We start from the raw sequence: 20,995 nt of genomic DNA on the forward strand, positions 1-20,995 counted from the left end.
TCATCCGCGGCTCGCCGAGGGGGACGGCGTGGGGGAGTGCGGGTGCCCGTGCCCGTCGATGCGCAGCATCTCGTCGTGGGTGAGGAGCATGGCCTTCTCCTCCGCGTCCCAGGTCCACTGGAGGCGGTACTCGTAGTCCGCGAGGTCGGACGGCGAGCGGATGATCACCGACCGCCCGGCCAGCTCGACCCCGCTGACCGCGTCCTCCCAGGCCATGACCCGCACCAGCCGGTGCCCCTCGACGGTGTAGACGCGGATGGCGGTCAGGTCGGGCGCGTCGCCGGGCAGCAGGCGGAAGCCGAGCGTCAGCTCGGGGCGCCCGTCGCCGGTGAGGTCGCGGTAGTAAGGCCGCAGGACCGGGCACTCCGCGTCGTCCCCGTCGGTGTCGCAGTGGTCCATCAGGCGGGCGGTGTCGCGGTAGGGGGCCTGCGCGCCGTCGTAGTCCCCGGGGTTCGCCGCGATCTCGGCGCGGACGATCGCCGTCGGGTCGGCCTTGCGGATGTCGTCGTCGGGTACGTCGACGCCCTTGACGGTCTCCGTGTCCGCCTCGTCGATGCTCCAGGCCGGGCTGGACGCCGGGGTCAGCTCGGGCCAGAGCCGGGCCGGGCTGGTCGCCGTCGGTGTGGCGCCCGCGCCGCGCAGCCCGCCGGTGTCACCGCAGGCCGCGGTCGCCGTGGCCAGCAGGGCGACGACGAGGAGGGTCCGGGCGGGGCGACCGGGGCGGAGGGGGCAGCTGAGGGACACGGGGCTCCTGTGATCCAACGACGACGACGGCCCCGTACACGATATTCGTGCGGAAGTCCTTTTTGCGTACCGCATGCCACGGGCCTTGCCGAAACGATTACTCGGCGAGCTCCTCCAGCAGCCGGGCGGTCGACAGGCCCGCCCGCAGATACTCCACGAACAGGTCGTTGTGCAGCGCCCACGGTGAGCGCCGAGACCGTATCAGCCCGATCGCGTCCTCGGCCGTGTGCCCCCGGTGCACCAGGGCGTGGGCGACGACCAGCCCCGAGCGGTTGTAGCCGTGGTAGCAGCGGACCAGCACCCGGCGCCCCTGGTCCAGCGCGTCACCCGCCGCCTGCGCCAGCCGCATCACGCCCGCCAGCTGGGTGCCGTCCAGTGGGCCGTCCGGGATCGGCCACACCTGGTGCTGGACACCGGCGTCCGGCCCGTGGCCGGGCAGCCGCAGCAGCGTCTGGACGAGATCGAACTCCTTCCGTACGACCGCCGGCTCGACCTGTCCCGAACGTGCGCGGAACTCGTGCCCGCCCATCCACAGGCCGGGCACCACCTCGCTCCACGCGCTCTCCGGGGCCGGTACGTCGGGTTGCTGCTTCCCACGAGTCCGCAACGGCGCCTCCCCAACTCCCTCCCAAGGTAACCGCCTTCTTGCCCCTGGAGCACCCCGCCTGTTCCCATGGTCGTGGGGTGATGGTGCATGAGTGGACTGCGCGTCATACCGACCTGGCGGCACGGCCGGGAACGGCTCTACGTCTGCCTCCGGGACGGCCGGAACATCGCCTGGTACGACCGTGAGACCTCCCGGGTCAACCTGCTGAGCGAGGACCGCAGGCACGACGTCCTGGAGGCCCTCGGTCCCTTCCTGACCGGCCCGGTCACCGTCGGCCCGCCCCCGGTGCCGACCCCCGCCGAGCTGGCCCGCCTCACCCTCCACCCGGATGACGACCTGGCCCCCAACCGGCCCGGCGAGGCCCTCCTGATCGACCTGGACCGCGACCCCGGCGCGGGCCACCGGCTGCGCGCCGACCCGCGCCGCCGTGCGCTGGCCGCCGAGCAGACCGTCGGCGACGCCCTGGACCGGCTGGACGGCGCCGGCTGGCAGACCCTGCACTCCGTCCCGCTGCCCGGCGGCGACCGGATCCACCATCTGGTCATCGGCCCCGGCGGCCTCTTCGCCGTCCACTCCCTGTACGCCCGCAAACAGCGGGTGCTGGTCGCCGACCCCCTGGTGGGCCTGGGGCGGCGCGCACCGGAGCCCCTGCTGCGCCGGGCCCGCGCCGCCGCCGACCGTGCCTCCTACGCCCTGACCGCCGAGGTCCGCCCAGTGCTGGTCCTGGTCGGCCCGGCCGAGCTGCGCGTCACCGCCCCGGCGCGCGGCGTGCGGGTCCTGCGGGACACGGACCTCGCGGAGCTGGGGCGGACGGGCGGGGTGCTGAAGCCGGCGGATGTGGAGGGGCTGCACGCGATGGCCAGGGACCGGGGGACGTGGGCGGGCTGTTGACGGCGGGCCCGGGGCGGGGGCGGGCTGTTGACGGCGGGCCGGGACAGTCCGTCCGGCGTCACGGCAACGTCCCGGCGCGGCCGTCGTCGAACAGCGCCGCCAGCAGATCCCCGTAGTCCTGGACCCGGGGCGCGATGTCCTGCGCCCGGAAGGCCAGCCGCTCAGGCGCCCGGCACTCCTCGATCTCGGTCCAGGTGACCGGCGCCGAGACGGTGGGCTCCGGCCGGGCCCGCAGGGTGTAGGGGGTGGCCGTGGTCTTGCGGGCGGCGTTCTGGCTCCAGTCGACGAACACCTTGCCCGGCCTGAGGCTGCGCGTCATCCGGTGCAGTGCCAGCCGGGGCATCGCCCGCTCGGCCTCCACGGCCAGCCGCCTGGCGTAGTCGCTGACCTGCTCGGAGGACGATCCGCGCACCGCCGCCAGCAGGTGCAGCCCCTTGGCCCCGGAGGTCTTCGCGTATGCCTCGATGCCGTCCGCCGCGAGCCGTTCGCGCAGCCAGAGGGCGACCTCGCAGCAGTCGACGACGGTGGCGGGCGACCCCGGGTCGAGGTCGAAGACCAGCCGGTCGGCGGTGCCGGGGTCCATGACCGTCCACTGGTGGGTGTGGAACTCGGTGACGAGGTTCGCCGCCCACATCAGACTGGCGAGGTCCTGCACCAACACCATCCGCGCCGGGCCCTCCGAACGGGGCACCTCGGCGGTGACCACCCAGTCGGGGGTCCCCGGCGGCACGTTCTTGGTGAAGAACACCTGTCCGTCGGGCCCGTCCGGGTACCGCAGGAAGGACACGGCCCGGTCGCGCAGATGGGGCAGCAGGACGTCGGCGACGGTCGCGTAGTAGTGCAGGACCTCGCCCTTGGTGAAGCCGTCCGCCGGGTACAGCACCTTGTCCAGGTTGCTGAGCGCCAGCCGTCGCCCCTCCACCTCTGTGATCGGCGTCATACGATGAGAATCACATGAAACCGGTACATAACGCCCGATCGTCCGATCGCCCGGGAGGCTGCTGAACGTGAGATCCATATGGAACGGCGCCATCTCCTTCGGCCTCGTCAGCATCCCGATCAAGCTGGTGAACGCCACCGAGAGCCACACGATCTCCTTCCGCCAGATCCACACCGAGGACGGCGGCCGTATCCGCTACCGCAAGTTCTGCGAGCTGGAGGAACGGGAGGTCACGCAGTCCGAGATCGGCAAGGGATACGAGGACGCGGACGGCACGATCATCCCGATCACCGACGAGGACCTGTCCCACCTGCCGATCCCGACCGCGAAGACGATCGAGATCGTGGCCTTCGTGCCGGCCGACCGGATCGATCCGCTCCAGATGGACCAGGCGTACTACCTCGCGGCCGGCGGCGCCCCGGCGGCCAAGCCGTACGCGCTGCTGCGTGAGGCCCTCAAGCGCAGCAACAAGGTCGCGATCGCCAAGTACGCGCTGCGGGGGCGGGAGCGGCTGGGCATGCTGCGCGTGGTCGGCGACGCGATCGCCATGCACGGGCTGCTCTGGCCGGACGAGGTCCGCGCCCCCGAGGGTGTCGCCCCCGACACCGGCGTCACGATCCGCGACAAGGAACTCGATCTCGCGGACGCGCTCATGGACACGCTCGGCGAGGTGGACCTGGCGGACCTGCACGACGAGTACCGCGAGGCGGTCGAGGAGGTCGTCGCCGCGAAGGCGGCCGGCGAGACCCCACCGGAGGCACCTTCGCCCCCGTCCGGCGGCCGGGTCCTCGACCTGATGGCGGCTCTGGAGAACAGCGTCCGCGCGGCCAAGGAGGCCCGCGGCGAGGAACCCGAGGAGCCGGCGCAGGCCCAGGTCAGACACCTCCCGAAAGGCACGACGACCCGTACCGCCCCCAAGGGCACGGGCGGCAAGAAGTCCACGACGGCCAAACCGGCCGCCCCCTCGGCCTCCGCGAAGAAGTCGACGACCAAGTCGACCCAGACGACGACGAAGAAGACAGCGGCGAAGAGCACGACGACCAAGAGCGCGACGACCAAGAGCACGGCCAAGAAGGCGACCGCGACGGAGAAGAAGACGCCCGCGAGGAAAACCTCCGCGAAGAAGACCGCCTCCCGCAAACGCACAGCGTGACAGCGCCCCGCACCGCCTTCCGCGGAAACGCGTGCGCAGGCCGGCCTTGCCGCGCGGCGGCCCGACCGGAGAGGGCTTCGCGTCGCCCCGGCCGGTCGGGTGTCAGGCCGTCTCCTTCAGGGGTTCCTCGGTCGCCGCCCGCTCGGTTGCACCGGATGCCCGCCGTCTGCCGGGCCACATCACCAGTGCCGTACCCGCCGCCAGCCCCACCGCCGCCGGAAGCGGGACTTCCCCGTGCGGGGCGAAGCCGTGCCCGGCGAAGTAGGCGAGCGAGGGCACCGAGAGGGCGAGCCCGGCCCACACCCCGGCGCCCGGTCGGACCCGCCTGCCCCACACCGCGAGCCCCCGCTCCAACGGCCCCAAGGCCCGTACGACGCCGATCAGCACGCCCCCGAGGGCCAGCACCCACGGCACGCGCCACGCCCACCACACGCCCGACGCGAACTCGGGCTGCGGTGCGAGGCCGGGGAGATAGAGGACGGCGGCGATGACGAGGACCGGAAGCATGTGCCAGAGGTAGAGCGTCATGCTTGCGGCCCCGACGCCCCGCACCGCCCGCCACACCCGCTCCCGCTGAAGCACCCGCCGCACGAGCGGCGCGACGAGCAGCGTCAGGCCGACCTGCCCGACCGCCCAGGCGAGCAGGGCGGCGGACGGCGGATCGGTGTTGCTGGGATCCTGCCCGGTGACGAGGATCAGGCTGACGGGAAAGGGGCCGAAGCCGACCAGCGCCGCGAAGCCGAGCCCGCCGCCCAGGGCCAGCGCCCCGGACACCCTCCGTCGGCCGCCGGTCAGCCCGTCCCGCCAGCAGAAGCCGAGCTGGTAGACGACGCCCCAGACGAGGACGTAGTTGACCGGGCCGAGCCGGTCCACACCGCCCGAGGAGACGACGACCGCCACGGCCCCCATCGCCAACGGCACCCACATCCCCCACCGCCGATGTGCCGCGTACAGCGCCGGGGTCAACGCGCTGAGCAGCAAGTACACCGGCAGAAACCAGAACTGCATGGCCAGCGCCCACCCCACCAGCCCGAGCGTGCCGGCATCGACCCCGGCGAGGGCGGCCACCCAGAGCCCGAGCAGCGCCGGCGCGCTGTACACCGCTGTGGGCAGCAGCAGCCGTATCGCCCGCCGCCCCACCCACTCGGCGACCGTGCCCCCGTCCGCCCGCGCCCGCTCCCACGACCGGCCGGCGGCATACCCGCCCGCCAGGAAGAACAGCGGCATGATCTGGAAGCCCAGCGTCAGCCACTGCGTCCACGGCACGGTCGCCAGCAACTCCGGCGCGCCGATCGACCCGTCGGGGTGCCGCACCAGCCCGGTGATCACCCAGTGGCCCACGACCACGAGCACGATCGCCCAGGCGCGCAGGAAGTCGACGTACCGGTCTCGGTCCATGGCCCGATCCTTCCGGCGCCCCGACTCCCGTACGCCGCAAAGCCCTTGTCGCAACCAATCCGTGGCCGTCACGACATCAGACCGGCAGGTGCGGGAGGGCCGGAGATCTTACGAGAGCCTGACGCACCCCCCGATCCGTTCCATCCGCCGGCCCGCACCCGCCATCCTGGAGGTGCATCGCCGCGGTGCAAGGAAAGCGGCCGCCGCGGCCCGACGCCCCGGACCTCCCCGTCCGGGGCGTCCTGGTTCGTCCGCCCGTTTCCCCCGTCCCCAGCCGTTTTGCATAATGCAAGGCACACGAGACGCCGAGGAAGAAGAAGTCGGCGGGAACAGGGCACGACACCCGGGGGTGGACACGGCGATGCGCAGATCACGCCACCGTCTGCCTCCCGCCGCACCACCCCTGATGACGCACCTGCGCTCCACGGTGTGGGGACCCGCGGAGTTCGTGGGCCTGCCACCGTGGTGGCTGGCGGGTGAGGGACTCCTCGCCGGAACCCTCGCCGCGTCGGCCACCATCGGAACCACGGTCGCGGGAGCCTGGTACGGCGTGCGCGCGCTGGCGGTCGGCGAGGCCGGCCTGGTCTGCGCCGTCGCGCTCACCCTCTACCTCTGCCTGGTACGGGCCGGCCGGGCCCTGATCGGCCTGGTCGCCGTCCTCGCCGTGTGTCTCGCGCTCCAGGCACCGCAGGCGGCCGCCGGCGTGGTCCTGGCGGTGCGGGGCCAGGTGGAGTCGGTGGTGGTGACGTCGGTCGAAGGCGGGCCGGCGACCGTCTCCAACCGCGGCCGCTACCTCTGCTCGGTGGCCGACCGGGAAGGCGTGCAGCTGAAGGTCCGTATCTGGCGGGGCTGCGGCCGCACCACCCGTCCGGGTGACTCGCTGGCCGTCGTCCACGATCCGAAGGGCCGGGTGCCACCGCGAGGCGTGCCCGCCGAGGCCCCGGCGGGCGGGCCGCTGCGCGATGTGGCCGGCTGGGCCGCCGCCCTGGTCGCCGGGTGCCTGCTGGCGGTCGTACGGTCCTATCGGCTGACCCACCACATCACCACCTCCACGGCCCCGGTCAGCCGGCCGGCGGCGTAGGCGTCGTCCCCGCGGTGTTCACGTTCAGGTCGGGACGCGGGGTGAGCACCACCATGGGCTCGCCCGGCTGCGGAGGGGGCGGGGTGACCTCGACCTGGCGCAGCTTCGGCGGGGTGGTCTGGTAGTACCTGACCTGGTCGTAGTCGACCTCACCGGTGTTCTCCAGGACCGTGATGTGGTCGAGGACCGTGTCGTTGGCGAGGTCGGCCAGCTGGCGCACCAGCGTGTTCTGGGTGCTGGCCCGGATCTTGGCGATGGCCGGGAAGATCTGCCCGTGGGTGACCCGCATGATGTTGACCGCCGTGGAGTCGAACTCCTTGCCGCTCTTCCCCTTCACGGTCGCCACGAAATCCTGCTGCTGCGGACTCGCCACATTGGGCAGCGTGATGTTCAGCTCGGGCGCGATCTTCCGGCACAGGTCGTCGAGCCCGGCATGCCCGACGATCAGATGCGCCCCGGCCTCCTTCATCTCCGGCGTGGTGCCCCGCTGCATGACGATCTCGCCCAGCGGATACTCCCAGAGCCCCGCCGACCGCACCTTCACCACGAAGTCCCGGTCGGCCTCCGTGAGCGGCCCGTACTGGGTGTTGGCGATGATCCGCGACGTGTCCGACGAGGTGGTCTCCACCCCCACCATCTCCGGGTAGACGAGCGCACCGCACGTCAGCACCAACACCGCACCCACCAAGGCGGTTCCGACACTCCTCCGGGACACGGCCATGGCTCCTCCAGACACGACACGAACAACAATCCAGTGCACCAGGAGATACGAACAACAATCCAGTGCACCAGGAGATACGGACCCAGGCCCCGAACCGATCACCACCGCCGGAAATTTCCAGCAGCAGGTGTGCCGACCAGGGTTCGTCACGGACTTGGGACGGGCCGGTGGTCGGCACTACTCACAGGAGCGACCCGGTCGGTGCGAGAGGCAGCCGGGCCGTGACCTCGAAACCCCCGCCCGGAGTCGGCGCGGCGTTGAAGTCTCCGCCGAGCAGCTGACAGCGCTCACGCATGCCCAGGAGCCCTCGGCCGGGCGTGTCCCGCCGGCCCGTGCCCGTGCCGTTGCCGGACGGGCCGCGCGCGCCGGTGCCGTGGACACCCGCACGGCGTCCCCGGTCGGTGACGCGGATCTCCAGATGGTCGATCCCCGGGTTCACCACGACCGTCACGTGGGTCGGGCCGGTGTGCCGGATGATGTTGGTGATCGACTCCTGGAGAATCCGGTAGGCGGCGCTGTCCACCGCGCTCGGCAACGGCGCCGGGGGCGAGTCCACCTCCAGCGTGACGTCCAGTCCGGCGGCGCGCGCCTCGGCGGTGAGGTCGTCGATCTGCTGCAGGCCGGCGTGCGGCACGGGTTCGTCGTCGTCGCCACGGAGTACGCCGAGGATGGCGCGCATCTCCTGAAGCGTCCGGGAGCTCGTCTGCGCGATGGTCTGCAACGCCTCGCGCGCTTGTTCCGGGCGCTTGTCGAGCACGTGCGCGGTGACCCCGGACTGCACGTTGATGATCGCTATGGCGTGCGCGACGGTGTCGTGCACTTCGCGCGCGATCCGGAGCCGCTCGGCGTCGACCCGCGCGCGTGCCTCTTCCTCACGGGTCCGTTCCGCCAGTTCCGCACGCTCCTCCGCGTCGGCGGCGATGACCCGCCGGGACCGGACGGACTCGCCGAGAGCCGTGCTCATGGCCGCCACACCGATGCGGAAGAACACCCAGCCGATGGCCTCGCGGGGCTCCACGTCGGCGGATGCGTACAGCCACCCGGTGGCCAGGACCACGGTGCCCACACCGGCGATCGCCAGTGACCTGCGCCCGTCACCGTAGGCGGCGACGGTGTACAGGGCGATCATCAGTCCGAGCCAGCCGTAGCCGTCCGGGAACTCCAGGGCGTAGTACAGCAGGCTGGCGGCCGCGGCGGTGACGAGCACCAGGACGGGCCACACCCGCCGGGCGGTCACGACCAGGCCACCCACCACCAGCAACGCGTACCCGAGGTATCCGGCGTCGGCGAGCGAACGCTGTTCCGTCCCCCTGGCGGCGGCGAGGGCGACCGTTCCCTGCACCTGCATCACGGTGACGAAGAGCGCGAGCATCACATCCTGGGTCAGCACCCGCAGCGAGAACGACCCGGGGCGGAGTTTCATGCCGGGATCCTACTGTTCGGGCCCCCGGACAACGCTCCGCTCAGATGCGCGACTTGCTACGTCGACAAGCGCATCGCGGGACAGCGGGTTACGCCCGATTGCGTAGGCATCACCGTTCGTCGTCGGAGGCCAGGGCCGCGTTGGTCACGGAACGATCGCCGTTGTGACGGCTCAACCTCCCCTTCCGAGAAGCGAGCCATGCCGCAGGGCTCAACCACTGAGGAGCAATGATGACGACCGAGACTCCACGTAATGGAGCGCTGGCGCGACTGGGTCGCTTCTGTTTCCGTCGCCGCCGCCTGGTTCTCCTGACCTGGGTCATCGGTGTGATCGCCGTGGCGTTCGTCGGCTTCGGCTACGGCGCCGCCCCCGACAATGATTTCACCGGAGGGGACTCGCAGTCGGCCAAGGCGCAGCAGCTGATGGAGAAGCACTTCCCCAAGGAGCAGGGGGACAGGCTGACCCTCGCGATCAAGGCCGACAAGGGCATCGACGATCCTGCCGCCAAGCAGAAGATCGAGAAGGTCATCGCCGAGCTCGCCGACTCACCCGTGACCGGGCCGGTGACGTCGCCGTACCAGGACCAGAGCCAGGTGACGCAGGACCGGCGCATCGCCCGTACGACCATCCCGCTGAGCGTGAAGGAGGTGGACAAGAGCGCGGTCAAGCCCTTGGTGGACACCGTCAAGGACGCTTCGGACGACAGCGTCACGCTCGCTCTGGGCGGGTACATGGCGGAGAGGGCCGAGACGCCCCCGCAGGGTCCGGCCGAGAGCGTGGGCATTCTGGCCGCGGCGGTGATCCTGTTCATCGCCTTCGGGTCCCTGGTGGCCATGGGTCTGCCGATCGTGACCGCCCTGATGGGGATCACGGCCGGCCTCGCCCTGATGAAGCTGGTGGGATACCTGGTTCCCGCGCCGGACTTCACCATGGTCTTCGGCGCGATGATCGGGCTCGGCGTCGGTATCGACTACGCGCTGTTCATCGTGACCCGCTACAAGGACAGCCTGCGCGACGGTGACGACCCCGAGCGCGCCACGGTCCTGGCCATCGACACCGCGGGTCGCGCGGTGCTGTTCGCCGGCACGACCGTGGTGATCGCGCTGATGGGCCTGGTCGTCATGGGACAGCGGCTGATGACCGGCGTGGCCGTCGCCACCTCCGTCACGGTGCTGGTCACGATGATCGCCGCGGTGACGCTGCTGCCCGCGTTCCTGGGCTTCACGGGATACAAGATCAACTCGCTGCGCCTGCCGCGCCGCGCGTCCCGCAGGAACGAGGAGGCCGGTGCGCCGACCCCGGAGCGCCGTACGCTCGCCGAGCGCTGGGCCGGCGTGGTGCAGCGCAGGCCGCTGGTCGCCGCGGTCCTCGCCGGCGCGACCCTGCTGGTGCTGGCCGCTCCCACGCTGTCGATGCGGCTGAGCCAGCCCGACGCCGGCGTCCAGCCCCGCGACCGGAGCAGCTACGTCTCGTACAAGATCCTCTCCGAGGGCTTCGGTCCCGGCTATGGAGCGCCGCTGGTCTTCGTCGCCGAGGTCGACTCCGAGGACGGCCTGGGTCCCGTCGTCGAAGCGGTCGCCAAGACCGAGGGCATCGCCTACGCCACACCGGCCCGGGCCAGCGAGGACGGGCAGGCCGCCACCTTCGTCGCCTTCCCGACGACCGGCTTCCAGGACGAGGCGACCGCGGACCTGGTGCACAGGCTCCGCGACGACGTGCTGCCCCGGGCCAACGGCGGCGAAAAGGTGCTCGTCGGCGGACCGAACGCCGGCACCATCGACCTCGCCGAGGAGTCCGGCTCACGTCTGCCCCTGATGATCGTGGTCGTCGTCGCGATGTCCATGCTCCTGCTGATCGCGCTGGTCCGGTCGGTCACCATCGCCGTTCAGGCCGCCGTGATGAACCTGCTCTCGATCGGCGCCGCCTACGGTGTCGTCGTGGCGGTCGTCCAGTGGGGATGGTTCGGCCAGGCCCTCGGCTTCCCCGCCACCATGCCCGTCACGACCTGGGTCCCGATGATGATGTTCCCGGTCCTGTTCGGTCTGTCGATGGACTACCAGGTGTTCCTGATCTCGCGGGTCCGTGAGGAGTACGAGCGCACCGGCGACACCCGTGAGGCCGTCGCCCGAGGACTGGCGCGGACCGCCAAGGTGATCACGGCCGCGGCCGCCATCATGATCGCGGTCTTCACCACCTCGCTGCTCGGCCCCGATGTCGCCGTCAAGCAGGGCGGTCTGGGCATGGCCATCGCCGTGCTCATCGACGCCACCGTCGTCCGGATGGTCTTCGTGCCCGCGGTGATGGAGCTGTGCGGCAAGGCCAACTGGTGGATGCCTGGACGCCGGGCTCCGAAGACGGTCTCGGTGCCCCCGGCCGAGGTCGAGGAGGGGGTCAAGGTCTGACCCCCCAGCAGCCCACTGTGCCTTCTCACTCACACGTCAAGCACCCGAAAGGAACCAACCTCATGTCCGTTCGTCGCTTCCTCACCGCCGCACCGGCAGCCCTGCTCGGCGTGCTGGCACTGGCCGCACCGGCGGCCGCACAGGTCACGCTCGCCGAGGAGGACGGCGGTGGCTCCGGCCGGGCCGTGTCCGGGGTGGCCCTGGTGCTGGCGCTGGCCGGCATCGTCGTCGGCGTGCTGGCACTGCGCGCCGCCGGTCGCGCCGACGGCCCGCAGGGACCGGGCAGGGCCTTCGCCGCCGTAGGGCTCGGACTGGTCGGCGCCGTCGTCGCCGCCGTCGCGCTGGCGAGCTCCGACGCGGACGCCGGCACCGGCAACGGGCAGGGCGGGGGTGTCGTCGCCGTGGTGCTGGCGCTGATCGCCATGGCCGTCGGCGGCCTGGCGGCGGCCCGTACCCGCCGCACCGCCTGACAGAGCGAAGCACCCGTCGCTGCGGAGCACCACACCGGCCTTCTCCAGCCGGTCCCGGACGCGGTTGCGCCCGCTGCCGGCGGCGTCCGCGGGCGTGGCGCGCGCCCCGACAGCCACTTCTGCGTGGAGTCCGGCAGTTCGCCGCCGGACTCCACAACGGTGCCGCCCCCAGCGCCGGCTAAGGCGTGACGAGCCCGGTCCGATAGGCGATGACGACCAGTTGGGCACGGTCGCGAGCACCCAGTTTCACCATCGCGTGGCTGACATGGGTGCGCGCGGTGGCCGGGCTCAGGCACAGCGCGGTGCCGATCTCGTCGTTGCTCAGGCCCTGACCCACCAGAGCCAGCACCTCACGTTCGCGCTGGGTGAGGACCGCCAGCCGGTCCTCCCCGGCCTGTGCGGCGGCCCGCTGCGCGGTGAACTGGGCGATCAGACGGCGGGTGATCCGCGGGGCGAGCAACGCGTCCCCGGCGGCGACGACCCGGATGGCGTGCAGGAGTTCGGCCGGCCCCGCGTCCTTGAGCATGAAGCCGCTCGCACCGGCCTGCAGCGCCTCGAAGACGTAGGAGTCGGTCTCGTAGGTGGTGAGGATCAGGACCCGGACATGCTGGAGCCCCTGCGTCCTGACGATCTGGGAGGTCGCCTGGATCCCGTCGACCTTCGGCATGCGGATGTCCATCAGCACGACGTCGGGGCGGGTCGCACGGGCCGCCTCGACGGCCTCGGCGCCGTTGGTGGCCTCACCCACCACCTCGATGTCGTCCTCGACGTCGATCAGAACCTTGAACCCGGAGCGCACCAGACGCTCGTCGTCGGCGAGCAGAACTTTGATCGGAGCGTTGCCGATCGAGGATGAGCCTGCCGCGTTCATGGCCCAGGATCATACTGCCGGGGCCGGAGGCCACGCCGACGCTCGTCCGCCCTGATCATCTACGGAACAGAGCAGAACTTTGGATGATCCCGAATGAGCCCTGTGAGACGGTGATGACCGTGGCTCGCGAAGGGAACACCGTTGGCGTGCCTGCTCCCGCTGCTGCCGTGCCTACTGCGCGAGGGAGAAGTAGTTCTCCTCTTCCTGGGTGAAGTGCAGGCGCAGGACGGTGTTGAGGCCGTAGAGGCAGGAGCGCAGGTCGTCGAGTTGTTCGGGCGCGAGGCCGCCGTCGCCGCGGGCGAGTTGGAGATGGGTGGCGATGCGGCGGGAGAGGCGTTCGATCTCGGTGTGCGCGCGGCTCATGGTGGCGGTGGCCTCCGGGCCGCCGAGCGTGGGGGCGAGGGCGGGGTAGAGCTGGTGTTCTTCGGCGTACTCGTGGGGCAGCAGTCGTTCGGTGAGCAGCCGGTGTGTCTCCTCCACGGCGGCGATGGCCTTGGGGCCAGGGGTGTCGGAGAGCCGGTCGGCGGCATCGCGTACGGAATCGAGGACGTCCTGGAGGTCGTCGTGTTCGGCGGCGAAGCGGTGGATGAGGGCTTCGGCGGCGGGGGTGAGGGCCGGGCGTGCGGCCCGGTCGACGCGCAGGGCGCGCAGCGCGTTGAGGATGACGGCGACGTCGATGCCCTCCTGGAGCAGTGCGCCGGCGGCGGGCGGGAGCAGGCCGACGGCGGCCGCGGCCATGGCGGCCAGGGACATCAGCATGCCGCCGAGGGCGCTCTGTACGGCGATGCGGCGGGCGCGTCGGGCGATGGTGACGGCGTCGGCGAGACGGTCGACGCGGTCGGTGGTCAGGACGATGTCGGCCGGGGCGCCACCGGGACAGCCGACGGGACACCAGGGGACGTCCGTCCCTGCTCCCGGGCCGTACGGACGGTGGACCCGCGTGCCGCCAGAGCACCGGACTCAGCGGCCTGTCCAGCCGCCGTACGACCTGCGCGGGCCGGCCGGCTGCTCAGCCTTCCGTCTCGCCCGCGGTGAGGGTGGCGAGGGCCGAGTCGAGGCGGCGGGTGGCCTCCTCGGCGACCGGGCGCAGGGCGTCGAGCCCGGTGAGGGCGACCATCGTGTTCGGGTCGAGCGCCTGTACCGCGGTGCGGTCGCCGTCCCTGCGCACCACCACGTTGCAGGGCAGCAGCAGACCGATGGAGCGGTCGGCCTCCAGGGCGCGGTGGGCGAGGTGCGGGTTGCAGGCGCCGAGGATGACGTAGTCCTCCATGTCCTCCGCGGCGCGGTCGAGCTTGGCCTTGAGGGTGGCGGTGACGTCTATCTCGGTGAGGATGCCGAAGCCCTGCGCGGCGAGGGCCTCGCGGAGCCGGCCGACGGTGGTGGCGAAGTCGGCGTCGAGGTGGACCGTGCGGTCGTAGCGCATGGGCGTGGACCCTTCTCGGTGGCTTGAGCGGGGCGGGACGGGTGTCCGGCCGCGTGCGAGGTACTCGGGGAGTGCTTTCCCTGGGCTTTCCCTGCCCTTGGTAATACCCCCGGGGGTACCGCATCACCTTCGCCAGTATACCCCCTGGGGTAATTCCTCACCGGAAGGGAGTACGTCGTGTTCTTCGTCGACACGATCGAGGTGCCGGGGCTCGGCAACCGCGGCTATCTCGTCGGCGGCGAGCGGACGGCCGCGGCGGTCGACCCGCCGCGCGACGTCGACCGGTTTATCGCCGCGGCCGCGCGGCGCGGGCTGCGGATCTCGTACGTGGCCGAGACGCACGTGCACAACGACTACGTCACCGGCGGACCGGAGCTGGCCCGGCTCACGGGCGCCGCCTACCTGGTTCCCGCCGACGCTCGGGTGTCGTTCGAGCGGACACCGGTGTACGACGGTGACGTCATGACCCTCGACGCCGACCTGGTGCTGCGCGCGCTGCTCACACCCGGCCACACCCCGCACCACACCTCCTACGTGCTGGAGGACGACGGCACCGCGGTCGCGGTCTTCACCGGAGGGTCCCTGCTCATCGGCACCGTCGGCCGCCCCGACCTCGTCGAGCCGCGCCTGACCGAGAACCTCGCCCGCGCGCAGCACGCCTCCGCGCACCGGCTGGCCGCGGAACTGCCCGACGACACGGCCGTACTGCCGACGCACGGGTTCGGCAGTTTCTGCTCCTCCTCCCAGGCGGAGGGCAGTGACACGACCATCGGCGAGGAGAAGGTGTCCAACGAGGCCCTCACTCGGGACGTGGACACGTTCGTCGCCGACCTGCTGGCCGGCCTGGACGACATCCCCGCCTACTACGCGCACATGGGGCCGGTCAACGCCGCCGGGCCCGCCCCGGTCGACCTGACCCCGCCCGCGGTGGCCGACGCCGAGGAGATCGCGGGCCGGCTGGCGGCGGGGGAGTGGGTGGTGGACCTGCGCAACCGCGTCGCCTTCGCGGACGGGCATGTGGCGGGTTCGTTCAACTTCGAGGCGGAGGGGCAGCTCGCCACGTACCTGGCCTGGCTGATCCCGTGGGGCAAGCCGGTCACGCTGCTCGCCGAGTCGCCCGGACAGCTCGCCACCGCCCAGCGTGAGCTGGTGCGGGTGGGTATCGACCGCCCGGCCGCCGCGGCCACCGGCGGGCCGGCCGACTGGGTGCGCGGGGGCGAGGAACCGGCCTCCTTCCGCCGAGCGGCTTTCACCGACCTGGCGGGGTGCGCGCGGGAGGGCATCGTCGTCCTGGACGTCCGGCGCGCGTCGGAGCGGGCCGACGGGTTCGTCGAGGGCTCGGTCCACATCCCGATCCACACCCTGCACCACCGCCTCGACGAGGTTCCCGACGGTGAGGTGTGGGTGCACTGCGCGAGCGGCATGCGCGCCGCCATCGCCGCCTCCCTGCTGGACGCCGCGGGCCGGGACGTCGTCACCGTGGACGACGCCTTCGACGCGGCGGAGAAAGCGGGGCTCACCATCCGAACCCCCTGACGGCGCCGGACGCCGCGGTGGTTCGGGCCGCAGGGGTGTGCGGGAGGCGGCCGTGCACACCGGGCACGGCGACATCGACGGCGGCGGTGACGCCGTACTGCTGGACGTGGGCGAACCGTGCGAGTGGCAGGCGGCAACCCGTTCCCGGCAGGCCGCCGAACCGCTCGTCACCCGCGGCTCGCAGGCCGGGGACGTGATCCGCGGCATGCGGGACCGGGCCGGAGCGGTCATCGGTCCGGCGCTCGGCGCGGCGCGCTGATCTACCTGCTCGGCTTCAGTCCGGTCGGGGCGACGACCGTGAATCCGGCCATCGTCACGCTCACGTCGGTCACCGCGCTGGTCGCGCACGCCCGCGACGGGCATGTGCGGTGGCGTACGGGGCTGCTGTTCGCGGCGGCCGGGCTCGCATGCTGCGCTCCTGTCCGGCCGGGGAGGCGCCGTGACGGTACGGCCCGGCGGTGTGAAACATGATCACGCCAGGGACAGGAACAGCTTCTCCAGGCGGGCGCGCATGGCCTCCGGGTCCTCGCCGTTCTTGCGGCCCGACTCCATGTCGGTCACGCACTGCTGCAGGCCCGTCGCGATGATCGCGAAGCCGGCTCGGTCCAGAGCGCGAGACGCGGCGGCGAGTTGGGTGACGACGTCCTCGCAGTCGCGCCCCTCCTCGATCATCCGGATCACTCCGGAGATCTGACCCTGCGCCCGGCGCAGGCGGTTCAGTACGGCCTTCAGATCCGCACCCTCGAGCTCCAGTTGCACGATCACTCCTCGAAAAATACCCCTAGGGGTACTGTACGTCCCGTTTCGTGAGGGCGTCGACCATCGAGGATCACACCACCCGGTCGCGCCGGCTCACCGTCGTCGACGACGAGGGCTTCTTCACCGATCCGGCACGCTGACCGACCGGCACTACGGGTCCTGCGGCGACGCGGTGGAGCCACTGCCGCGCGCGCTCTCGGCACCGACGGGGAGCGAGACCGCGTGGCCGCTCGTGTCGTCCGGCACGGCCGAGGTGTCGTCCGCCCGCTTCAGGGTTCGTGCGGAGCGCCTGAGCATGTACCAGCTGAAGGCGATTCCCGCCGCCGCGGCCACGGACGCCCAGGTCCAGGGGCTGGTCAGCAGGGTGTGTCGTAGGTCGGAGTCGGCTTGCCGGCCGAGGACGAAGACGCCCATGACGGCGACGAACCATCCGAAGGACTTGCGCAGCGCGTCCTGCGGGATGCGTCCGGCGAGGCGGCCGCCGATGAGGCTGCCGACGACGGCACTCGCCGTGACGAGGGCCGCGAAGCCCCAGTCGATGTGCACGCTGGCGAGGTAGCCGGCCAGGCCCGCGAAGGACTTCATGGCGATGACGAGCAGTGAGGTGCCGACGGCGACGGTCATCGGCAGTCCGCCGAGCAGTGCGAGGGCGGGGACGACGAGGAAGCCACCGCCCGCGCCGACCAGACCGGTGACCAGGCCGACGACGATGCCGTCCAACAGGACGTGCAGCACGGGGAGTTCGTGGTGGATCTTCTTCGGTGCCCGCCGGCGTCCGCGGATCATGGCGACGGCGGTGGCGATCATCATGAGGGCGAAGGCGATGAGCAGGACGGTGCCGGGGATGAACTCGGCCAGCCGTCCGCCCGCGTAGGCCCCGGCCATGCCGGCCAGCCCGAACAGCAGGCCGGTGCGCCAGCGGACGCGTCCGGCGCGGGCGTGTGGGACGACCCCGGCGGCGCTGGTGACGCCGACGACGAACAGCGAGGTGGCGATGGACTCCTTGGTCTCCATGCCGGCCAGGTAGACCAGGATGGGCACGGTCAGGATGGACCCACCACCGCCCAGGATGCCCAGGCTGACCCCGATGAGCAGGGACGCGGCGATGACGACGGCGATCACGGGGTGCCTCGTAGAGCGGCGACGACCGAGTCGAGGTCGGTGCGCGGGCCACGGTTGTAGGGCAGCTTCGACAGCAGCATGCCCATGGCGCAGGTGTTGGTGAGCGCGGCGACGGTCAGCCCGGCACCCACGGCCGTGCCGATCAGGTGCAGACCGGGCACGAACAGGCCCACGACGCCGGTGACCAGCACGATGCTCCCGGCGATCAGCCGCACCTGGCGCTCCAGGTCCCAGCGTTCGGGCCCGCGGGTGAGGGGGCCGCCCGCCGCCTCCCAGGCCATGACGCCGCCGTGGAGGACGCGCAGGTTGGGCAGTCCGGCCTCGGCGAGGGCCTGTTCGGCCTGGGCGGCGCGGGCGCCGGAGCGGCAGATGAGGATGACGTCCTCGTCGAGGTGGTGCCGCAGTTCGGCGCGGTGTTCGCGCAGGGTGTCGAGGGGGACGTTGTAGGAGCCGGGGATGTGGGCGGTCCGGAACTCGCCGGGCGTGCGGACGTCCAGCAGGCGCGGGCCCTCGCCGGACCGGGTGAGGTCGCGCAGGGTGGCGGGATCGAGGCGTGGTTGGTCGGCATGGAGGTGCATCGGTGGGCTCCCTGGTGTCTTCGAAGCGGTTGGGGCGGGCGGCAGCCGATCCGTGGCCGCCGCCCGGAGTGGGTGGGTGGATCAGACGTCGGCGGATGCGGGCAGGGCGAGCCAGGCGCCGTAGCCGCCGAGCAGGTCGGAGACGTCGGTGCGGCCCTTGTGGCGCAGCAGGCTGGCGGCGATCGACGAGCGGTGGCCGCCGGCGCAGTGCACGACCAGGGGACGGGCGGCCGGGATCTCGTCGATCCGGCGCGCGAGTTCGGCGAGCGGGATGTGCAGTGAGCCCTCGACGAAGCCCTCTTCGCGCTCGGCGGTGTTGCGCACGTCCAGCACCAGCGGGGGTTCGTCGCCGTCGAGCAACCGGCGCAGTTCGCCGGCGGTCAGGCGGCTGGCCTGCTCCATCTCGGCGGCCAGGGCCGGGAAGGCGCCCTCGGGTTCGCGCAGGTACCCACCGACCTTGTCGAAGCCGATCCGGGCGAGCCGGGTGACGACCTCCTCCTCCCGGTCCTGCGGCGCGACCACGACGACCTCCTGGTCGGGGGCGACGACCATGCCCGCCTGCTCGGCGAAGCGGCCGTCCGCGGGCACGTTGACCGAGCCGCGCAGATACCCGGGCGCGAAGTCCTGCGGCGAACGGGCGTCGAGCACGACCGCCCCGGCCGCGCGCCGCTCCATGAACTCCTCCACCGACAGCGGCCGGGGTGCGGCGGCCGCGTCGAACAGGCCGTGCTCCCTGCGGTTGAGGATGGCGTCGTAGACGAAGTACGCGGGCGCGGAGGGCTGCCCGGCCGTCACCAGCTCCACGAACTTCTTCTCGCTCATCGGCCGGCAGGCGTAGTTGGTGGCGCGCTGCTCGCCGATGGTGGACTGCCGCTGGGTGGAGAGGTTCTTGCCGCAGGCGGATCCGGCGCCGTGCGCGGGGAAGACGCGGACGGCGTCGGGGAGGGCCATCAGCTTGTGCTGGATCGTGTCGTAGAGCATCCTGCCGAGTTCGTCGGCGGTCACGCCGATCGAGGCGAGCAGGTCGGGGCGGCCCACGTCGCCGATGAACAGCGCGTCGCCGGTGAGGACGCCGTAGGGGACGGCGTCGCCGGAGTGCTCGAAGACCAGGATGCTGATCGACTCCGGGGTGTGGCCGGGGGTTTCGAGGATCTGCAGCTCGACCTCGCCGAGGCTGATGCGCTCGCCGTCGGCCAGCTTGCGGATGGGGTACTCCGCCTCGGCGCGCTGCCCGTAGCCGATCCACGCGCCGGTCCGGTCGGCCAGCTCCAGGTGGCCGGCGAGGAAGTCGGCGTGGAAGTGGGTGTTGATGACGGCCTCGACGGTGAAACCGTGGGCTTCGGCGTCGGTGAGGTACTCGGAGACGTCACGGCGCGGGTCGACGACGACGGCCTTGCCGGTGGTCTCGTCGGCGATCATGTAGGACGCCTGGGAGAGGCAGTCGAGGTAGTACAGGGCGAAGAACATGGTCGGGTGACCTCCATGTCGAGTTGGAAAACTGATGAGCCTGATACCCCAGGGGGTATGTAGGAGGGTCTGATCCGCCCTGGTCGGAGGGCGGGGTGGTGGCCGGCCCGGGCCGGGGGACGCCCGGGCCGACCGGTCAGAGGCGGCCGGTGAGCATGCCGCGCCAGTACACCGGCGGCAGGCCGTACCGCTTGAACGCCCACATCGTGCGCCGCTCCTTGAACGGGTCGATCAGCGGGAACGTGGGCGTCGGATCGAGGTCGTAGTCGAACTCGGCGAGCAGCATCCGGTCGCGGGCCGTCACCAGCGGGCAGGACGTGTAGCCGTCGTACCGGCGGGACGGGGAGCGGCCGTTCATGGCGTCCAGCAGGTTCGCGGCGACCACCGGGGCCTGCTTGCGTACGGCCGCGCCGGTCTTGGAGGTGGGCAGGTTCGCCACATCGCCGAGCGCGAAGACATTGTCGTAGGACGGGTGCTGGAGAGTGTGCTTGTCGGCGGCGACGAAGCCCTGCGGGCTCGCCCGGTCGGCCAGTGGGCCCGCCTTGACCCAGTCGGGCGCGCTCTGCGGCGGTACCGCGTGCAGAAGGTCGTAGCCGATGGTCTCCTTGGTGCCGTTCGCGTGGTCGGCGACGGTGACCTCACGGGCGTCGCCGTCGACGGCGGTCATCTCGGAACGCAGCCGCACCTCGATGCCGTACCGGTCGGCCACCTGCTCCAGGACCCGCGCCCAGGCGGGCACCTTGAACAACGCCGGATCGGGGACGACCAGGACGATCCGGATGTCGTCGAGCACCTTGCGCCTGCGCCAGTGGTCGGCGGCCAGGTAGGCGATCTTCTGCGGGGCGCCGCCGCACGTCAGCGGGGTCGCCGGGTGGGTGAACACGGCGGTGCCGGAGCGCATGCCCCTGATCAGCTCCCAGGTGCGCGGTGCGTACTCGGGTGCGTGGTTGCTGCTCACCCGGTCGTGGCCGACGGCCTCGGCGAGGCCGGGCACACCGTTCCAGTCGAGTTGGAGGCCGGGTGCCATGACGAGGTACTCGTAGGTGAGTTCGGCGCCGCCGGACAGAGTCACCGTGCGGGCGTCGGGGTCGACGGACAGGGCGCGCCGACGGATCCAGCGCACGCCGTCCGGTATCACCGACCCCTCGGGGCGGCGGGAGGCGCGCAGCGGCGCCTGGCCGCCTCCGACCAGGGTCCACAGCGGCTGGTACCAGTGGGTGTCGGACGGTTCGATCAGAGTGACGTCGGTGACGCCGGCGCGGCGCAGACGCGCTGCGACGCTGATGCCGGCGCTGCCGCCGCCGATGACGGCGACGCGATGGCGGCCGGAGATCGGTGCGTCGGTGGGGGAGGGGGTGGCGGCCAAGTCGGGGCTCCTTTCCGGTCGGCCGGTGTGCGGGTGCGGGACG

20 protein-coding genes and 2 pseudogenes are annotated in these 20,995 nt (G+C 71.9%); 8 read left to right on the forward strand and 14 right to left on the reverse strand.

Going from position 1 to position 20,995, the window contains the following annotated elements:
- Together ACH5AC_RS03400 and ACH5AC_RS03405 are read right to left on the reverse strand one after the other, a co-directional pair.
- On the reverse strand, positions 1–744 hold the full coding sequence (locus ACH5AC_RS03400; protein ID WP_398859888.1) for a hypothetical protein: 744 nt from the start codon (positions 742–744) through the stop codon (positions 1–3).
- Positions 745–841: 97 nt separating this feature from the next.
- The gene (locus ACH5AC_RS03405; RefSeq protein WP_398859890.1) at positions 842–1,351 is read right to left on the reverse strand and encodes a dual specificity protein phosphatase family protein; all 510 of its coding nucleotides are present in this window, start codon (positions 1,349–1,351) and stop codon (positions 842–844) included.
- An 87-nt stretch (positions 1,352–1,438) separates the two neighbouring features.
- On the opposite strand from ACH5AC_RS03405, the gene ACH5AC_RS03410 reads away from it, so the two are divergent.
- Positions 1,439–2,242, forward strand: a complete 804-nt coding sequence (locus ACH5AC_RS03410) for a nuclease-related domain-containing protein (protein WP_398859891.1) — start codon at positions 1,439–1,441, stop codon at positions 2,240–2,242.
- Positions 2,243–2,300: 58 nt separating this feature from the next.
- Here the strand turns inward: ACH5AC_RS03410 and ligD are convergent, their stop codons facing one another.
- The gene (gene ligD / locus ACH5AC_RS03415; protein ID WP_398859892.1) at positions 2,301–3,182 is read right to left on the reverse strand and encodes a non-homologous end-joining DNA ligase; all 882 of its coding nucleotides are present in this window, start codon (positions 3,180–3,182) and stop codon (positions 2,301–2,303) included.
- 58 nt (positions 3,183–3,240) lie between these two features.
- Here ligD and ACH5AC_RS03420 point away from each other — a divergent pair, with 58 nt between their 5' ends.
- Positions 3,241–4,335, forward strand: coding sequence for a Ku protein (locus ACH5AC_RS03420; RefSeq protein ID WP_398860071.1), 1,095 nt, complete (start codon positions 3,241–3,243; stop codon positions 4,333–4,335).
- Positions 4,336–4,437: 102 nt separating this feature from the next.
- Here the strand turns inward: ACH5AC_RS03420 and ACH5AC_RS03425 are convergent, their stop codons facing one another.
- The gene (locus tag ACH5AC_RS03425) at positions 4,438–5,733 is read right to left on the reverse strand and encodes an acyltransferase (protein WP_398859893.1); all 1,296 of its coding nucleotides are present in this window, start codon (positions 5,731–5,733) and stop codon (positions 4,438–4,440) included.
- 361 nt (positions 5,734–6,094) lie between these two features.
- On the opposite strand from ACH5AC_RS03425, the gene ACH5AC_RS03430 reads away from it, so the two are divergent.
- Complete coding sequence (locus ACH5AC_RS03430; RefSeq protein ID WP_398859894.1) at positions 6,095–6,814, forward strand: hypothetical protein; 720 nt, start codon at positions 6,095–6,097, stop codon at positions 6,812–6,814.
- Here ACH5AC_RS03430 and ACH5AC_RS03435 read toward each other — a convergent pair.
- Positions 6,795–7,535, reverse strand: coding sequence for a DUF4142 domain-containing protein (locus ACH5AC_RS03435; protein ID WP_398859895.1), 741 nt, complete (start codon positions 7,533–7,535; stop codon positions 6,795–6,797). The two genes, ACH5AC_RS03430 and ACH5AC_RS03435, sit on opposite strands and share 20 nt — an antisense overlap.
- Positions 7,536–7,716: 181 nt before the next feature.
- Complete coding sequence (locus ACH5AC_RS03440) at positions 7,717–8,958, reverse strand: sensor histidine kinase (protein WP_398859896.1); 1,242 nt, start codon at positions 8,956–8,958, stop codon at positions 7,717–7,719.
- A gap of 230 nt (positions 8,959–9,188) precedes the next feature.
- On the opposite strand from ACH5AC_RS03440, the gene ACH5AC_RS03445 reads away from it, so the two are divergent.
- Both ACH5AC_RS03445 and ACH5AC_RS03450 read left to right on the forward strand, forming a co-directional pair.
- A complete protein-coding gene (locus ACH5AC_RS03445; RefSeq protein ID WP_398859897.1) occupies positions 9,189–11,360 on the forward strand; it encodes an MMPL family transporter in 2,172 nt (723 codons plus the stop codon).
- Positions 11,361–11,422: 62 nt separating this feature from the next.
- The gene (locus tag ACH5AC_RS03450; RefSeq protein ID WP_398859898.1) at positions 11,423–11,830 is read left to right on the forward strand and encodes a DUF6223 family protein; all 408 of its coding nucleotides are present in this window, start codon (positions 11,423–11,425) and stop codon (positions 11,828–11,830) included.
- Between the two features lie 178 nt (positions 11,831–12,008).
- Here ACH5AC_RS03450 and ACH5AC_RS03455 read toward each other — a convergent pair whose 3' ends face one another.
- The 3 genes and pseudogenes from ACH5AC_RS03455 to ACH5AC_RS03465 all read right to left on the reverse strand — a co-directional run bounded on the left by ACH5AC_RS03455 (position 12,009) and on the right by ACH5AC_RS03465 (position 14,124).
- Positions 12,009–12,701, reverse strand: a complete 693-nt coding sequence (locus ACH5AC_RS03455; RefSeq protein WP_398859899.1) for a response regulator — start codon at positions 12,699–12,701, stop codon at positions 12,009–12,011.
- A gap of 171 nt (positions 12,702–12,872) precedes the next feature.
- Positions 12,873–13,562 (reverse strand): annotated as a pseudogene (locus ACH5AC_RS03460) (heavy metal translocating P-type ATPase); the annotation flags it as partial.
- A gap of 148 nt (positions 13,563–13,710) precedes the next feature.
- Positions 13,711–14,124, reverse strand: a complete 414-nt coding sequence (locus ACH5AC_RS03465) for a DUF302 domain-containing protein (RefSeq protein ID WP_398859901.1) — start codon at positions 14,122–14,124, stop codon at positions 13,711–13,713.
- 177 nt (positions 14,125–14,301) lie between these two features.
- Here ACH5AC_RS03465 and ACH5AC_RS03470 point away from each other — a divergent pair, with 177 nt between their 5' ends.
- The 3 genes and pseudogenes from ACH5AC_RS03470 to ACH5AC_RS03480 all read left to right on the forward strand — a co-directional run.
- Positions 14,302–15,660: a rhodanese-like domain-containing protein gene (locus ACH5AC_RS03470; RefSeq protein WP_398859902.1), complete on the forward strand. Its 1,359-nt coding sequence runs from the start codon at positions 14,302–14,304 to the stop codon at positions 15,658–15,660.
- Positions 15,661–15,712: 52 nt separating this feature from the next.
- The gene (locus tag ACH5AC_RS03475; RefSeq protein WP_398860084.1) at positions 15,713–15,919 is read left to right on the forward strand and encodes a hypothetical protein; all 207 of its coding nucleotides are present in this window, start codon (positions 15,713–15,715) and stop codon (positions 15,917–15,919) included.
- Positions 15,913–16,065, forward strand: a pseudogene (locus tag ACH5AC_RS03480) (sulfite exporter TauE/SafE family protein); the annotation flags it as partial. The gene ACH5AC_RS03475 and the pseudogene ACH5AC_RS03480, both read left to right, overlap by 7 nt.
- 66 nt (positions 16,066–16,131) lie before the next feature.
- Here the strand turns inward: ACH5AC_RS03480 and ACH5AC_RS03485 are convergent.
- The 5 genes from ACH5AC_RS03485 to ACH5AC_RS03505 all read right to left on the reverse strand — a co-directional run bounded on the left by ACH5AC_RS03485 (position 16,132) and on the right by ACH5AC_RS03505 (position 20,952).
- A complete protein-coding gene (locus ACH5AC_RS03485) occupies positions 16,132–16,419 on the reverse strand; it encodes a metal-sensitive transcriptional regulator (protein ID WP_398859903.1) in 288 nt (95 codons plus the stop codon).
- A gap of 150 nt (positions 16,420–16,569) precedes the next feature.
- Positions 16,570–17,541 carry a sulfite exporter TauE/SafE family protein gene (locus tag ACH5AC_RS03490; protein WP_398859904.1) on the reverse strand — a complete coding sequence of 324 codons (972 nt, stop codon included), beginning with the start codon at positions 17,539–17,541 and terminating at the stop codon, positions 16,570–16,572.
- A complete protein-coding gene (locus tag ACH5AC_RS03495) occupies positions 17,538–18,119 on the reverse strand; it encodes a rhodanese-like domain-containing protein (RefSeq protein ID WP_398859905.1) in 582 nt (193 codons plus the stop codon). The genes ACH5AC_RS03490 and ACH5AC_RS03495 overlap by 4 nt, the downstream gene beginning before the upstream one ends.
- Before the next feature lie 81 nt (positions 18,120–18,200).
- Entirely contained in the window at positions 18,201–19,586 is a 1,386-nt protein-coding gene (locus ACH5AC_RS03500) for a rhodanese-like domain-containing protein (RefSeq protein WP_398859907.1), read from the reverse strand.
- 136 nt (positions 19,587–19,722) lie between these two features.
- Complete coding sequence (locus tag ACH5AC_RS03505; RefSeq protein ID WP_398859908.1) at positions 19,723–20,952, reverse strand: FAD-dependent oxidoreductase; 1,230 nt, start codon at positions 20,950–20,952, stop codon at positions 19,723–19,725.
- Positions 20,953–20,995 lie beyond the last annotated feature (43 nt).

Origin of the sequence: Streptomyces sp. NPDC018693, from assembly GCF_044391385.1 — a bacterium.
Classification (GTDB): domain Bacteria; phylum Actinomycetota; class Actinomycetes; order Streptomycetales; family Streptomycetaceae; genus Streptomyces.

Excerpts from the sequence above, each read along its gene's own strand:
- ACH5AC_RS03410 (WP_398859891.1), top strand. The coding sequence starts at position 1,439 with ATGAGTGGACTGCGCGTCATACCGACCTGGCGGCACGGCCGGGAACGG.
- ligD (WP_398859892.1), bottom strand. The coding sequence starts at position 3,182 with ATGACGCCGATCACAGAGGTGGAGGGGCGACGGCTGGCGCTCAGCAAC.
- ACH5AC_RS03425 (WP_398859893.1), bottom strand. The coding sequence starts at position 5,733 with ATGGACCGAGACCGGTACGTCGACTTCCTGCGCGCCTGGGCGATCGTG.
- ACH5AC_RS03430 (WP_398859894.1), top strand. The coding sequence starts at position 6,095 with ATGCGCAGATCACGCCACCGTCTGCCTCCCGCCGCACCACCCCTGATG.
- ACH5AC_RS03435 (WP_398859895.1), bottom strand. The coding sequence starts at position 7,535 with ATGGCCGTGTCCCGGAGGAGTGTCGGAACCGCCTTGGTGGGTGCGGTG.
- ACH5AC_RS03440 (WP_398859896.1), bottom strand. The coding sequence starts at position 8,958 with ATGAAACTCCGCCCCGGGTCGTTCTCGCTGCGGGTGCTGACCCAGGAT.
- ACH5AC_RS03445 (WP_398859897.1), top strand. The coding sequence starts at position 9,189 with ATGACGACCGAGACTCCACGTAATGGAGCGCTGGCGCGACTGGGTCGC.
- ACH5AC_RS03450 (WP_398859898.1), top strand. The coding sequence starts at position 11,423 with ATGTCCGTTCGTCGCTTCCTCACCGCCGCACCGGCAGCCCTGCTCGGC.
- ACH5AC_RS03455 (WP_398859899.1), bottom strand. The coding sequence starts at position 12,701 with ATGAACGCGGCAGGCTCATCCTCGATCGGCAACGCTCCGATCAAAGTT.
- ACH5AC_RS03465 (WP_398859901.1), bottom strand. The coding sequence starts at position 14,124 with ATGCGCTACGACCGCACGGTCCACCTCGACGCCGACTTCGCCACCACC.
- ACH5AC_RS03495 (WP_398859905.1), bottom strand. The coding sequence starts at position 18,119 with ATGCACCTCCATGCCGACCAACCACGCCTCGATCCCGCCACCCTGCGC.
- ACH5AC_RS03500 (WP_398859907.1), bottom strand. The coding sequence starts at position 19,586 with ATGTTCTTCGCCCTGTACTACCTCGACTGCCTCTCCCAGGCGTCCTAC.